The following is a 14,429-nucleotide window of genomic DNA, read 5'->3' as shown; positions in this document are numbered from 1 at the left end:
GAAAATTCATGGCGCGATTTCCCGATTCGCAGACTTTAATTTATAAACCCGTCATGCTCCGTGCGCCAGTTGCGCAAACAGTTCCTTCAGCTGCTGCTCGGTGCGCGCGCCCTGATGCTGCGCGATAACCTTGCCGGCGGCGTCAATGATAAATGAAGTGGGCGTGCCGATAACCTGATAGCGCTCTTTGGTGATCCCCAACTGATCGCGGATCACCGGATAGCCGATCTTTTGCTGCGCCAGCAGCGGGGCAATGTCCACGCCGTCCGGATCCGTATTGACCGCCACCACCGCCACCCGATCGCCGTAGCGCCGGCTCAGTTTCTCCAGCGTCGCCATTTCCGCCAGACAGCCGCCGCAGCCGGAGGACCAGAAATTCAGGTAGACGCTTTTTCCCTGCCAGCGGGTCAGCTCCGCCGGCCGGCCTGCTAAATCGTACGCCGCCAGCGCGGGCGCCTTCTCGCCGATGCTCACCCGCTCCTCTTTGCAGCCGCCGAGCGCCGCCAGGGCGCACAGCGCCAAGAGAACTTTCGCCCCGTTACGCCACCGCATGATGGTTGACCTCCTCGCCTAAATATTTACCGTGCTGCAACCGAATAATACGATCGGCAAACTTGCCCAATTCAGGGTTATGCGTCACCATCACGATGGTGCGCCCCTGATGGTGCAGATCCCTCAACAGATCCAGAACCCGCCGTTCGTTCTCTTCATCCAGATTACCCGTCGGCTCGTCGGCGAAAATAACCGGCGGCTCGTTGACCAGCGCCCTGGCGATACAGACCCGCTGCTGCTCGCCGCCGGAAAGCTGGCTGGGCAGGTGGCCGATGCGGTGCTCCAGCCCCACCTGCGCCAGAACCCGTTTGGCCGCCTCTTCATCGACCACGCTGTGGTAGTGCTGCGCCAGCATGATATTTTCCAACGCCGTCAGAAAAGGGATCAGGTGAAACTGCTGAAAAACCAGCCCGATTTTATCGGCGCGAAATTGACGCCGCCCCTCTTCATCCAGCGCGGCGGCGTCAACGCCGTCCAGCAGAACCTGGCCTTCGCTGACCGTATCCAGGCAGGTCAGAATATTCATCAGCGTGGTCTTCCCCGAGCCCGACGCCCCCATAATGGCGACGAACTCGCCGCGGGCGATGCGGATATTAATATTCTCCAGGGCGGTCACCTGTCCGAAACGTTTGTAGAGGCGTCGCGTTTCAATCACCGCTTCCGCTTGCTGACCATTTATTGATACGGACATCGCGCTACTCTCCTTTTAAAACTTTAGCCGGTTCGATATGGATCGCACGCCGGGTGGGAACGATGGCGGCGGCGGCGGCGACCAGCAAAGAGAGCGCCAGCGTCAGCGGGAAAACCGGCGCCCGTAGCGAAATCGTCGCATTGAACACCGCCATGCCGAGAATTTGCGCCAGCAGGTAACCCAGCACCGAACCGCAGGCCGCCGCCGCCAGCGCGATAATACCGGTTTCGGCCAGCATCTGGCGGATGATATCTCGGCCGCTGGCCCCCAGCGCTTTCTGCAGCGCAAACTCGCGCGCGCGTTCGCCGACAATCGCCATCAGCGTGGTGTTGACGCACAGCGAGGAGAGCACCAGAATCACCGCCGATACCAATCCCATCAGCCCCTTGATCTTATTCAGCACCTGCCCTTCGGAAGCCGAGACTTTAAGGATCGGTCTGATTTCCAATTGCGGATACTGCTGCTGCAAACGTCCGGCGAAGTGATCCACCTGCCCCAGATCGTTGCTGACGCTCAGCAGCGCATTGCTGATCGTGCCGGCTTTATTCAGCCACTTCTGCGCCAGGTCCAGACTGACGATCAGCATATTGTCCGTGGCGTCGCCGGACTCGACGATGCCTTTAATCTGCAGACGCTGCCGGTCGCCATCGTCCACCAGCGTTATGCCGTCGCCGACCTTCACATTCAGCCGCTCCGCCAGCTTAACGCCGATCATCGCGTTGCGGTCGTCAAAGCTGACGCCGATCCAGTTGCCCTTCACCTGCCAGTAAGGCGCCAATGGACGCAATGATTCAAACCACACGCCCATCAGCACCACTTTTTCCAGTTCGGTGCGCGCCATGCCGTACAGGTAGGGGCTGGCCGCATTGATAAGCCCCGCCGGCGCGTTATCGACAATCTGCTGGAAGGTCGCCTGCGGCAACGCATTGCCGCGCGCGGGGCCGATATAGAAGTTCGCCCCGAAGGTGCGCAGCTCCTGACTCATCTTGGCGTTGATATCGAAATAGACGGCGGACATGGCGGTGACGATCGCCGCGCCGACCGTCAGGGCGGCGAACACCACGCCGACGCGCTGCATCCGCAGCCGTAGCGCGCGCAGCACCAGGCGCCAGAACATACCGTTCATCCAGGCATTAGCGGCCATACAGCACCTCCACCGGATAGAGTTTGGCGATGCGCCGCGCCGGGAACCAGGTGCCGATCGCCGCAATCAGCATCGAAATCACCAGCACGCAGGGAATGACGATCCAGGCGAAACTGAGCGGCACGCCGAACAGCATCAGGCCGATGGCCTTCGCCAGCCCCCAGCCTGCGATACAGCCGACGATACCGCCCAGCAAGCCGCTTAACGCCGCCTCCAGATAGAACAGCAGCATAATCTGCCACTGCCGGGCGCCCAGCGCCTTCATCAGGCCGATCTCTTTGGATCTCTCCATAATGGCGCTGGTCATCAGCGAAGCGATGCCCATGGCGGCGGCGACCAGCGCGGCGAAAGTGACCACCGCCAGCAACAGCTGGATTTTATCGATCACCACCCCCTCGGAGGCGGCCACCTGCCAGATAGGGCGCACCACCGAGCCGGAAATGGCCTCTTCCAACTGGTGGGCGATGGAAGAGACGTAGGCGGTGCAGTACCAGAGGTCGTACTCTTCGGCGTTCAGCGCGTCCAGATTTTCACGCGCCCGGCGCGACAGATCGTTTTCCGGCACCGTCAGCGCCGACACGCGGATCGCCTGAATTTTCCCCGCCAGCCCCAGCAGCTGCTGCGCCGTCGCCAGCGGCATCACCAGACGGCTCTCTTCATCGCCGCCGCTGGTCAGAATGCCGCTTATCCGCACCGGCAACTCCCCTTGCGCGCCCTTCAGCCGTAGCTGGCCGCCCGTCTGCCAGCCGTTTTGCTGCGCCAGTTGGCGCCCCGCCAGCACCTCGGCGGTTCGCCCGGCGGCAACCGGCTCCTGCGGCCACCGGCCGTTAACCTGCCAGTAAGGGCTGACGGCTATCTGCCCGGTGCGGTAGTCCTCTTCATCCGGCACCGCCACGGGCTGGGAGAAAAACGTCCCCAATAGCGCAACCGGCTGTCCGTCAATCTCGACGTCGCCGCTGAGCAACGGCGCGAAGCCGACGATATTGTTGCGCCAGAAGATATCCTTGATGTTCGGCAGCTCCGCCTCGTCGAGAAAATCCTGGCCGTCCAGCGGGTTGCTGCGTTCGCCGAACAGTGCCGGCAGCGCCGCCTGCCCCGCCGGCTCAATCAGGATATTCGCGCCATAGGATTTCAGCTCGCGCGACATTTTGTCGCCGATATCGATGGATACCGCCAGCAGGGCGGAGATCAGTCCCGCCGCCAGGAACACCGTTAATATCGCCAGCGATTTACGCCGGATATTTCTGCGCCAGGACTGGCGCAACATACGCCATAGCATGGTTATTCCCCTTCCGCCCGATCGTCGTCGTCCGCCGCCGCTGAAGCGACAAATTTTCCAGGACTGGCGCGGAAACGGTTGTAGTTGGCTTCGGACGAGAAGAAATAGGTTTTACCGGCATAGCGATACTTATGCTCGGCTTTCACATTGGTGAGCCTGGAACCGTCCACCGGATCCACGACATCCATGGCTATCACCGTGGTGAAATAGTTGGCGCCCGCCGCCAGCGACGCGTGGTCGATCACCAGCTCGCGATCGTCATTGCTCCAGCCCTCGATCGGCACCGGATTGCACCCGCCCGCCTTGCCGATGGAAGGAATAAAGATGCGCACGTCGCAGGCCACGCAAATCACCTGATTGCCTTCCATCACATAGCCCTGATCGCCGCACAGCAGGCAGGCATCGAACACCACCCCCAGCCGCAGCCGATCCGGATAGCGGTTAATAACGAAAAAACGCACCGCTTTGCCGTCGTCGGCGATCCAGACGAAACGGTGCAGTTTGCCGTCGCGCACCTGTTCAATCGGAATATGCGCCTTGCCGTCCTCGGCCAGCGTCACCGGCAACGCTTCGGAAAGACGCGGCGGGCGGGAGGCGATCTGGTCCCAGTACAGCTGCCCCGCCACGATAGCCAGCAGCGCCGCCACGGTCGCCAGCGCCGTGCGCCGCCCGTTGCGGTAGTCCGCCGTCGCTTTGCGCCGGGCGACGGCCTGCGTTTCCGCCCGCATGCGCCGGCGCGTACGCAGTAAAGACGGCAGGCAGCAGGCCGCCGTCACGGCCATCAATAGCGCGCCGCAATAGTTCAGCAGCCAGGCGCTGTTGGTGACCTGCGCCACATAGCTCAGACGCGGTTTGGTGAGCCCCACGACCTGTAGCTTTATCAGCAGCAACAGCAGGTTGCCGCTAATCGGCAGCATCAATAAAACAACCAGCGGGATAAGCAACGGCCAGCGCAGCCCGCGGATGCGCCGCACAATCATGCCGCAAAGCGCGGCGCTGAACGCCAGCCATCCGAAAGCGATCGCCACGGCGCTGAAATTCAGCAGCAGTTCGGTATTCACCACATGCGTGTTGGTTAGCGCGCCCAGGTTGGGATCGCCGCCCCAATGGATAGCCGCGCCGGCGCTCAGTATCGCCTGCCAGAGATAGCCGACGCGTGAAGAAGAGGAGAATTGACTGACGAGGAACAGCGCCAGAGCCAGCGCCTGCGCGGCGGTCATACCGAGTTGAAATGACTGTTCGCCGGGCAGGCGAATGCCGACCAGCGTACCGATAATCAACGCCGATAACGTTATCCAGACTAACGGTCTGATTTCGGGCGCGGGGCGATGGCTCCAGTTCAGCCCTAACAGCAGCGCTATCGGCAAAAACGCCTGCAGCGTGGTCACAAAGAAATAACTCATATCCCCGTCATCTTTCAGGTTGTAGCGGCGTTAGCTGCGCCCACCCGCGGATCTCGTACTCAGGAGCCGCTGCCGAGATGTGAATATGGCCGCGATAGCGCAGCGCGCGCCGCGGCCGGCGGGATCACTTGATGCCGACGTATTTAAAATCAAAGCTGACGTCAAACGGTTTCCACCAACGGCCGACGCCGGTTTCGCTGTCGGTATGGCGGTGCATGCCGGCTTTGGACGGCGGGTCTATGTGGTAAACCACTTTGTAGTTGCCGACGCCCATCATTTTAATATTCGCGCCGTAGTGCGGGCCGTCGCTGGCGACCATCGGCATGAAGTTGCCCTCCTGCTTGGCGCCGGTATCGGTGTTGGTCAGGGTATAGGCGATCGTCAGATTCGGCATCCATTCCCCGGCGCCGAAGCCGTTCTTATTGCCTTCCACCGCATGGATATCGGCTTCCAGATGGATATCCGATTTCGCCGCGGGCAGCCCCATGCCGCGCGGCTCCATGTCGATCGGCTGCAGGTAAACCGCGGCGATCTCCATTTCATTAATGGTGACCGGCTCGCCGGCCGGGTACTCTTCAAACGCCAATACGGCCGGCGCGGTGAAAAAACCGGCGATCACCGCGCCGGCAATCAGACTTTTTCGCATATTCATCAAACCCATCCTCATATCATCAATGTAAAGAGCGTCTTTCGTTGTTAACGCTTTCATCGCTTCTTGCATCCGTTCGCCGCCGCATAACCACCAGGGCGGCGGCCGCGGCGACCAACAGCACGCCTTGCGGTATCAGCGTTTCCACATAGGGATAAATCCCCAGCCCGCTGATTTCCGGCGCGCCGGTCAGCAGCGTCGGTTCAAACAGTTTGCCCTCGATCAGCTCCAGCACCCCTTTGCCGGCAAAAACAAACGCCATCAGATACATAAAGCAGCCGGTGAACATAAAGAAAGGCTTAAGCGGCAGTTTGACCACGGTGAAGCGCATAATCAGGTAGGCGATAATCAGGATGACGCAGCCGATAACGAAGCCCGCCAGAATGGAGAGGTGCCCCGTCATATTGTTCGCATCTCCCACCAGGGCGTAGTAAAACAGCACGGTTTCCGCGCCTTCGCGGTAGACCGCCAGAAAGCTGGTCAGCCATAATCCCACCATCGAGCCGCTGCCGAGCGAGTGCGACAGTTTGCCTTCCAGATAGGCTTTCCAGCGCCGGGCCTCCACTTTCGACAGCAGCCAGTAGCTCATAAAGAACAGCATCACCACGGCGATCAGCATGGTGACGCCTTCCAGCAGCTCGCGGCTGGCGCCGGCGTTGGTGAACAGCAGTTGGAAAAGAACGGCGGTGATCGCGCTGCACAGCAGCGCGACGTAAACGGACTGCCGGATAAGCGGCAGCTTATCCTGCTGTTGGTTTTTCACCAGATAGGCGACGATGGCCGCCACAATCAGCAGCGCCTCCAAACCTTCGCGCACAATGATCAGCAGGCTATAGATAAACAGGCTCCAGTGCGTATCGCCGCCGTCCCCCAGCATGGCGACGGCATTCGCCAGATCCTGCTTCAGCGCATCCACCTGCGCCTGCAGCCGCTCTACCGGCTGCCCGGCGCTCATCAGACTGACAAGCCGGGTAAAATAGCCCTCCAGCGTAGACTTGAAGGCGGCGTCGCGGGAGCCGACTTTGTTCTCCATTCCGCTGGCTTCAAACAGATCGAAATAGGCGTCCTGCACCGCCATCATGGCCGGTCTGGCCTGCCCCTGACGATACTGTTCAATGGCGGCCTGCATCGCCTGATTAATATCGGCGGCGACTTTGCCCCAGTCGGCGTCGGGCGCGTCATCGGCGACGGCGTCGCCTTCGGGAGTCGCCGTTACCGGCTGGCTGGCGCGCGTGGTGGGCAGCCCCGGCAGCAGATCTTCAATATCCTGCAGCAACGTCGTCACGCGATAGGCGACCTCGCTCATCTGATCCGGCTGATTCGTCATGGCGATCAGCGCCGAGAACTGCTGGTTGATGGCGGCGGCCTGCTGCGCGGAGCGGTTCTGGCGTACGGACATCTCCATTTCGGAGTTTTTAAACCCCTGATAGAGCGCCTGCTGCACGCCTTGGCTGGCTTTGCCGTAATCGCCGGCCTGATAATCCGTTATCGCCTGAGCCAGCGAGTCGTCGATAATCTTGAAACTCTGCTGCCAGTACAGCGCGATATCGCTATTGTCATAAGCGCCGTGCTGCTCCTGCGCCACCAACTGATGCCCCTCCGACAGCACGGGCTGCACGGCATTCAGTTCCCCTTTCAGCCAGTCGATCTTGGCCTGCACATCGGCCAGCGGTTTCCCTGCGCCGATCAGGCGCCGGATCTCGCCGAAGGCGGCTTCCAACTGGTAGCTTTTTTGCGCGGAGATATTGATGCGGATCGGACCTTCCAGGTTTTCGAAGACTTCGAAATAGGCCATTTGCACTTCGGTACGGGCGTCATCCGATTTTTGCTGCGCATACAGCTGCGCCGTTTTATCCAGCCTGGACTCAATATCCCGAATGAAGGAAGCGTAATCAGTCGCGGCTAACGCCAGGGAGCTGCCCAATAGCCAACACAACGCCAGAAAGATCTTTTGCCACGTAGACATAATATACGGAGTGAATCGCTAATGATATTTATTATCATTATCACTGCGTGAGGTAAATGATTTTTGATATACATCACGAAAAGGAACTTATTGTTGCATAAAAAATGTAACATCTTGTTCCAGCTCTTCCATTTGCCGTAAAACACTCAGCGTCTCCTGCGCTTCCACCTCATCTAAACGGCTCATGGCGAACCCGACGTGGACCAGCACCCAGGCGCCGACCAGCCGCTGCGGTTCAATACCGTCCATCACCAAAGCCACGTTTACCTCGCGCCGGACGCCGCAGACATCAACCCAGGCGAGATCTCCCCCATCCGACGCCAGCGCAACCACCTTTCCCGGAATCCCCAAACACATAGTCGTTCTCCAGCGAGAATGTTGATAAAAAAAATTACAATGCAAAATTCGCGCCATAATACCCCCCGCTTTGCAACGGCGCCGCCAGCGTGTTGATTAGCGCATCGCTGACAAAAACCAGGCATAAATTTACATAATGGGAAAACGCGGCATCCCTGGCGCCATACCGCTCTCTCCTGCCGCTCAGCGCTGTTTGAGATATTCCTCGATATAAGGTAATGCCGATCGTTTAAGCATCAAGATACACGGGGCGACCACCGGGTGTGGCATCCCTGCGGGAACCTCCCCCGGTGTTTCCCCTAAAAATCAGCTTAAGCGAACGGTATTCCCATATAAGGAGGAGTATTTCATACGTTGAATCCGCCGCCGCCGCGGTCGGGACGCATATGACCAAGACTGATATATGCCCGCAGCCGTCGTCAAAAGTGTCGAACCGGTGCGCCGGGAAACTGTCGACACTAATGTCGAGCCGGCCTCTTTACGCTAATCGACGCCCCGTATTCCTCCGCCTTATCCCTTGCCCGCCGCGCGTTGCCCGCCGTTATCGCTCAAGGTGGCACAAAATATGCTTTAGCGCGGCAAAGATTAACTATTTCCCACGGAGAGCATGGCTATGAACCGCTTCGTCATTGCGGAGCCTAAACGCTGTATCGGATGCAATACCTGCATGGCCGCCTGCACCCAGGCGCACCGCCGTCAGGGATTGCAGACGCATCCGCGGCTGACGGTGGAGCGCGATCTCGCCGGCACCGCGCCGGTGTTATGCCGGCATTGCGAAGACGCGCCCTGCGCCAAGGTCTGCCCGGTTAACGCCATTACCCATCGGGATCGCGCGGTGGCGCTCGACGAAAATACCTGCATCGGCTGCAAGCTCTGCGCGATCGCCTGCCCCTTCGGCGCGATTACGCCTGCGGGCAGCAGACCGCAGGCTATCCCGGAGAGCTTCAGCCAGAATATTCCGGCCGACGCGCTCGCCGATGTCCCCTACAGCGTCGCCTCCATCAATCCGTTTCTCGCCTGGAACGCCGGGGTGCGCAGCGTCGCCGTGAAATGCGACCTCTGCGCCTTTCAGCCTCAGGGGCCGGAGTGCGTCCGGGTGTGTCCGACCAAGGCGCTATTTATTGTCGACGAGAGCGAACTTGAGCGGGTTAACGCCGAAAAACGCCGTCATGCCATGGCATGGCCCGCCGGCAACATACCTTTTCCGCCAGACGCCGCCGATCGGGAGAATACGCTATGATGACTTCACTGCAATGGCTGGCGCTGGCGCTGACGCTCTATTCGGTCGGCGCGCTGCTCTCCCTGAGCCTGGCCCGCGCCGAGTCCCTGGCGATTGCGCTAAGCGGCCTCAGCTCCGCGCTGGGCGGACTATGCGGCATCGCCGCCGCCCTGCCGGTATTGCTCGGCGGCCAGACATTGACGGCCGCATTCAACGGCCCCTTCTCGGCCTTCGCCCGCTTAACGCTGCGAATGGACGCCCTGTCCGCCTTTATCATTATGGTCATTTCGCTGCTGGTTATCGCCACCGCCCTCTATTCGATCGCGTATTTGCGCGAGTACCGAGGGCGCGCCTGGGCGATAGGGTTCTTTATGAACCTGTTTATCGCGTCGATGGTGGCGCTGGTGGTTGTCGATAACGCTTTCTATTTCATCATCCTGTTTGAAATGATGTCGCTCAGCTCCTATTTTCTGGTGATCGCCGATCGGGATGAAGAGGCCATCAACGCCGGCCTGCTTTACTTCCTGATTGCTCACGCCGGCTCGGTGCTGATCATGGCGGCCTTCTTTCTGCTGTACCGGCACAGCGACAGCCTCGATTTCGCCGACTTCCGCCAGGCGACGCTCTCCGCGCCGCAGGCCTCCGCGGTATTTCTGCTGGCCTTCTTCGGCTTCGGCGCCAAGGCCGGGATGCTGCCGCTGCACGGCTGGCTGCCGCGCGCGCACCCGGCCGCGCCGTCTCACGCCTCGGCGTTAATGTCCGGCGTGATGGTGAAAATCGGCATCTTCGGCATTATCAAAGTGGGGATCGACCTGCTAGGCGCCGCCGAAGTCTGGTGGGGCGTGACGGTGCTGGCGTTCGGCGCGCTCTCCTCGGTGCTTGGCGTGCTCTATGCGCTGGCCGAACACGATATCAAACGACTGCTGGCCTACCACACCGTGGAGAATATCGGCATCATTCTGATGGGCGTCGGCGTGGGGATGATCGGCATCGCCACCGGCCGCCCGTTGCTGGCGGCGCTCGGCCTGCTGGGCGGCCTGTATCACCTGCTGAACCACGCCCTATTCAAAGGGCTGCTGTTTCTGGGGGCCGGCGCGGTGATTTATCGTCTGCGCACCAAAGACATGGAGAAAATGGGCGGTCTGGCGCGCGCGATGCCCTATACCGCCTCGGCGTTTCTTATCGGCTGTATGGCGATTTCCGCGCTGCCGCCGCTGAACGGTTTCGTCAGCGAATGGTTCACCTACCAGTCGCTGTTCACCCTTAATTATGCAGACCATTTCTCGCTGCGGCTGGCCGCGCCGATCGCCATCGTGATGCTGGCGATTACCGGCGCGCTGGCGGCAATGTGTTTCGTCAAGGTCTACGGCATCAGCTTCTGCGGCGCGCCCCGCAGCGAGAAAGCCGCCCAGGCGCGGGAGGCGCCCTGGCCGATGACCGCCGCCATGTGGCTGCTGGCGCTGCTATGCATCGCGCTGGGCGTCGGCGCCGGCGAGGCGGCGCCGGTCATCGCGCGGGTCGTCGCCGGCCTGACGGGCGAAACGGCGCCGATCGTCGCCCGGGGCATGCTGGTGTTCCCCGGCGACCCGGCGCAAACCTCGCTGGCGGCGCCGCTGATTTTCATTCTGCTGCTGGCCCTGCCGCTTCTGCCGTTACTGCTCTATGCCGGCGCGCAAGGCCGGCGGCTGCATTTCCGCCGCCGCGGCGCGCCCTGGGCCTGCGGCTATGCCTACGAAAGCGCGATGGCGGCCTCCGCCGCCGGCTTTACCCAGCCATTACGCGTCATGTTCGCGCCCTTGTACCGCCTACGCCAAACGCTGGACCCGGCGCCCGTGATGCAGAGCGTGCTGGATAAAACCACGCAGGCCGCCGCACGCGCCGAGCCGGTCTGGGATACGCGACTCGTGATGCCGCCGGTGCGCCTGGCGCAGCGCATCGGCCGCGCCGCGCAGCGCATTCAGCACGGCGACTTCCGGGTCTACTGCCTGTATGTGGTCGCCGCCCTGGTGATCCTGCTGCTGACCACGGTCTGAGGAGGAGATGATGATCGCCGATAGCTCAATCGCGGGAACGGTAAACGCAGCAATGCTGGCCGTCCCGGAATCCGCCCTGATCGCCTGCGCGGTGATTCAAGCGCTGGTTCTGCTGGCGCTGGCTCCGCTGATGTCCGGCATGGCGCGGGTTATTCGCGCCAGAATGCATTCCCGCCGCGGGCCGGGCATCTTGCAGGACTACCGAGATATCTGCAAGCTGCTGAAACGTCAGGACGTTTCGCCGCAGCACGCGGGCGGCGTTTTTCGCCTGATGCCCTATATTCTGATCGGCACCATGCTGCTGGTCGCCATGACGCTGCCCATCGTCACCCGAGTATCGCCGTTCGGTTCCGGCGGCGACGTCATTACCCTGCTCTACCTGTTCGCCCTGTTCCGTTTCTTCTTCGCGCTGGCCGGTCTGGACTCCGGCAGCAGCTTTGCCGGTATCGGCGCCAGCCGCGAGCTTACGCTGGGCGTTCTGGTTGAGCCGATCATGATGCTGGCGCTGCTGGTGGTCGCACTGATTGCCGGCTCCACCAACATCGGCAATATCAGCGACGCGCTGGCCGCCCGTCACTGGCTGTCGCCGACCGCCACCCTGATGGCGCTGCTGGCCTGCGCGTTCGCCGCCTTCATCGAGATGGGCAAAATTCCGTTCGACGCGGCCGAAGCCGAGCAGGAGCTGCAGGAAGGGCCGCTGAGCGAATACTCCGGCGCGGCGCTGGCGCTGCTCAAGTGGGGCATCAGCCTGAAACAGGTGGTGGTGGCCGCGCTGTTCCTTTCCATCTTCATGCCGTTCGGCAAAGCCGAGACCTTTACGGCGGCCGCCCTGATCGGCGGCGCCATCGCCTTTCTGATCAAGCTGATCGCGCTGTTTTTCATCGCCGCCTTGATCGAAAACAGCCTGGCCCGCGGGCGTTTCCTGCTCACCGGGCGCGTGACCTGGCTAGGCTTCGGCGTCGCGGCGCTGGCGTTGGTTTTCTATCTTACCGGTCTATAAGGAGCGAACATTCATCATGGATATGCTGATTTTAAAGAATGTTGCCCTGGCGACCATCCTGCTGCCGTTTATCGGCGCGCTGCTGATAGCGGCCCTGCCGCGGCGTCACGCCAAAGGATTATGCGTGCTGTTCGCCCTGCTGGCGACGCTCGGCATGGCCTGGCTGGGCTACGGCTATCTGGCGGGCGGGAAAACAGACCTCGCCTATACGCTATACCGCTACGGCCGGGCGGAACTGTTCGGTTTCCTGTTCGACCGCGTCAGCCTGCTGATCGGCTTCGCGGTGGTGTTCCTCGGCCTGTTGGTCAGCATCTACTCCACCGGCTACCTGACGTTAGGCAACCGGGAGCATCCTCACGAAGGCACCAACCGTTATTACGCCTTTCTACTGACGTTTATCGGCGCGATGGCCGGCGTCACGCTATCCTCCACGCTGCTGGGACAACTGCTGTTTTTTGAGATCACCGGCGGCTGCTCCTGGGCGCTCATCGGCTACTACCAGCAGCCGAAATCGCTGCGTTCGGCGCTGAAAGCGCTGCTGATCACGCATATCGCCTCCGTCGGGCTTTATCTAGCGGCGGCCTACCTGTTCGCGCGCACCGGAACCTTCGCGCTAAGCGCGCTGACGCAGCTAGACGACGACGGCAAAATCATCGTCTTTTGCGGCATTCTGTTCGCCGCCTGGGGGAAATCGGCGCAGCTTCCGCTGCATATGTGGCTGCCCGACGCCATGGAGGCGCCGACGCCGGTCAGCGCCTATTTACACGCGGCGTCGATGGTGAAGGTCGGCGTCTATATTTTCGCCCGGGCGATCCTCTCCGCCGGGCAGGTGCCGCACGTTATCGGCGCGATCGGCATAGCGATGGCGACCCTCACTCTGGTTTACGGCTTTATCATGTATCTGCCGCAAAAAGATATGAAGCGGCTGTTGGCCTACTCCACCATCACCCAACTGGCCTATATCTTCTTCGCCCTGTCGCTGGCGATCTTCGGCTCGCGCATGGCATTCGACGCGGGCGTGGCGTACATCTTCAATCATGCGTTCGCCAAGAGTCTGTTTTTTCTGGTGGCCGGCGCGCTCAGCTACAGCTGCGGCACCCGTATGCTGCCGCAACTCAGGGGCATCATGAGCAAAATGCCGCTGCTGGGCGTCGGCTTCGGCGTGGCGGCGCTGGCCATCGCCGGCGTCCCGCCGTTTAACGGCTTCTTCAGTAAATTCCCGCTGTTCGCCGCCGGCTTTAGCCTGTCGCGGGAGTATGTCTGGCTGCTGCCGCTGCTGGCTATCGCGCTGATTGAGTCGGTAGCCAGCTTCGCCTGGCTGCTCTACTGGTTCGGCCGCGCCGTGCCGGGAGAGCCCTCCGCGGAGGTCGCCGCCGCCGCGCCCGTGCCCCGGGCCATGCAAGGGGTGCTGATCGCGCTGATCGTCATGTCGGTGTGTTCGAGCGTTATCGCCGCCGTCTGGCTGAACTAAGGATAAATGATGATGACTGGATCCCTGATCGTTAATAACCTGGCCGGGTTGCTGATTATCACCTCTCTGCTGGTAATCTGCGCCCGCCGCCCGACGCTGTCGGCCTGCCTGTATGCGCTACAGTCGCTGGTGCTGGTGCTGATCTTCTTCTCGCTGGCCGAACTGCTGCAGGCTCGTCAGCTTTATCTCTGGTCCCTGAGCGCCTTCGTCACCAAAGTCATACTGGTCCCGGTGATTATGTACCGGGCGTTCCGCAAGCTGGACGATCAGCAGGCGGATGGCGGCGTGGTCGGCCCGGCGGTGATTATCCTGCTGGCCGCCCTGATTGTGCTGCTGTGTTACTTCGTGGTCGAGCCGGTCGCGTTGCCGCTGGTCGGCGCGCTGAAACCGGCGCTGGCGGTATCCCTCGGGCACTTTATGATCGGCCTGCTGTGCATCGTCACCCAGCGTAATATCCTCAAGCAGGTTTTCGGCTACTGCCTGATGGAGAACGGCGCCCACCTGACGCTGGCGCTGCTGGCGTACCGGGCGCCCGAGCTGGTGGAGATCGGCATCGCCACCGACGCGATTTTCGCGGTGCTGGTCATGGCCCTGATGGCGCGCAAAATCCACCGCACGCTCCACACGCTGGATGCGCAACAGCTAACCGCGTTGAAAGGGTGAAC

13 protein-coding genes are annotated in these 14,429 nt (G+C 61.3%); 5 read left to right on the top strand and 8 right to left on the bottom strand.

The features are described 5' to 3' along the window. Positions 1-51: 51 nt before the first annotated feature. The 8 genes from VSX58_RS18250 to hypC form a co-directional block, all read right to left on the bottom strand. Complete coding sequence (locus tag VSX58_RS18250) at positions 52-552, bottom strand: TlpA family protein disulfide reductase (protein WP_327619336.1); 501 nt, start codon at positions 550-552, stop codon at positions 52-54. Continuing rightward, the gene (locus VSX58_RS18245; RefSeq protein ID WP_327619335.1) at positions 539-1,243 is read right to left on the bottom strand and encodes an ABC transporter ATP-binding protein; all 705 of its coding nucleotides are present in this window, start codon (positions 1,241-1,243) and stop codon (positions 539-541) included. Before VSX58_RS18245 ends, VSX58_RS18250 begins: the two co-directional genes overlap by 14 nt. Positions 1,244-1,247: 4 nt before the next feature. Then, positions 1,248-2,360 (bottom strand): ABC transporter permease, encoded by a 1,113-nt coding sequence (locus VSX58_RS18240; protein WP_327612403.1) that lies wholly within the window; start codon positions 2,358-2,360, stop codon positions 1,248-1,250. Positions 2,361-2,376: 16 nt separating this feature from the next. Next, a complete protein-coding gene (locus tag VSX58_RS18235) occupies positions 2,377-3,666 on the bottom strand; it encodes an ABC transporter permease (RefSeq protein ID WP_327619334.1) in 1,290 nt (429 codons plus the stop codon). A gap of 2 nt (positions 3,667-3,668) precedes the next feature. Further along, positions 3,669-5,069 carry a Fe-S-containing protein gene (locus VSX58_RS18230; RefSeq protein ID WP_327619333.1) on the bottom strand — a complete coding sequence of 467 codons (1,401 nt, stop codon included), beginning with the start codon at positions 5,067-5,069 and terminating at the stop codon, positions 3,669-3,671. 124 nt (positions 5,070-5,193) lie between these two features. Further along, on the bottom strand, positions 5,194-5,721 hold the full coding sequence (locus VSX58_RS18225; protein ID WP_327612361.1) for an iron transporter: 528 nt from the start codon (positions 5,719-5,721) through the stop codon (positions 5,194-5,196). Positions 5,722-5,740: 19 nt separating this feature from the next. Beyond that, positions 5,741-7,684, bottom strand: a complete 1,944-nt coding sequence (locus tag VSX58_RS18220; protein ID WP_327619332.1) for an FTR1 family iron permease — start codon at positions 7,682-7,684, stop codon at positions 5,741-5,743. Between the two features lie 87 nt (positions 7,685-7,771). Next, complete coding sequence (gene hypC / locus VSX58_RS18215; protein WP_327619331.1) at positions 7,772-8,041, bottom strand: HypC/HybG/HupF family hydrogenase formation chaperone; 270 nt, start codon at positions 8,039-8,041, stop codon at positions 7,772-7,774. A 613-nt stretch (positions 8,042-8,654) separates the two neighbouring features. Between hypC and VSX58_RS18210 the strand changes: the two genes are divergently transcribed. From VSX58_RS18210 to hyfE, 5 genes are read left to right on the top strand one after another with little or no spacing between them, the layout of a single operon-like run. Then, complete coding sequence (locus VSX58_RS18210) at positions 8,655-9,281, top strand: 4Fe-4S dicluster domain-containing protein (protein ID WP_327619430.1); 627 nt, start codon at positions 8,655-8,657, stop codon at positions 9,279-9,281. Beyond that, positions 9,278-11,293, top strand: a complete 2,016-nt coding sequence (gene hyfB / locus VSX58_RS18205) for a hydrogenase 4 subunit B (protein ID WP_327619330.1) — start codon at positions 9,278-9,280, stop codon at positions 11,291-11,293. The genes VSX58_RS18210 and hyfB overlap by 4 nt, the downstream gene beginning before the upstream one ends. A gap of 52 nt (positions 11,294-11,345) precedes the next feature. Continuing rightward, on the top strand, positions 11,346-12,293 hold the full coding sequence (locus VSX58_RS18200) for a respiratory chain complex I subunit 1 family protein (RefSeq protein WP_327619429.1): 948 nt from the start codon (positions 11,346-11,348) through the stop codon (positions 12,291-12,293). Between the two features lie 16 nt (positions 12,294-12,309). After that, positions 12,310-13,764 carry a hydrogenase 4 subunit D gene (locus tag VSX58_RS18195; RefSeq protein WP_327619329.1) on the top strand — a complete coding sequence of 485 codons (1,455 nt, stop codon included), beginning with the start codon at positions 12,310-12,312 and terminating at the stop codon, positions 13,762-13,764. A gap of 12 nt (positions 13,765-13,776) precedes the next feature. Then, complete coding sequence (hyfE, locus tag VSX58_RS18190) at positions 13,777-14,427, top strand: hydrogenase 4 membrane subunit (protein WP_327619428.1); 651 nt, start codon at positions 13,777-13,779, stop codon at positions 14,425-14,427. The last annotated feature ends 2 nt before the right edge of the window (positions 14,428-14,429 follow it).

This window comes from Brenneria populi (assembly GCF_036016195.1).
GTDB lineage: Bacteria > Pseudomonadota > Gammaproteobacteria > Enterobacterales > Enterobacteriaceae > Brenneria > Brenneria populi.
The sequence above is the reverse complement of the archived record's forward strand: the minus strand, read 5'-3'. Positions and strand labels throughout refer to the sequence as shown.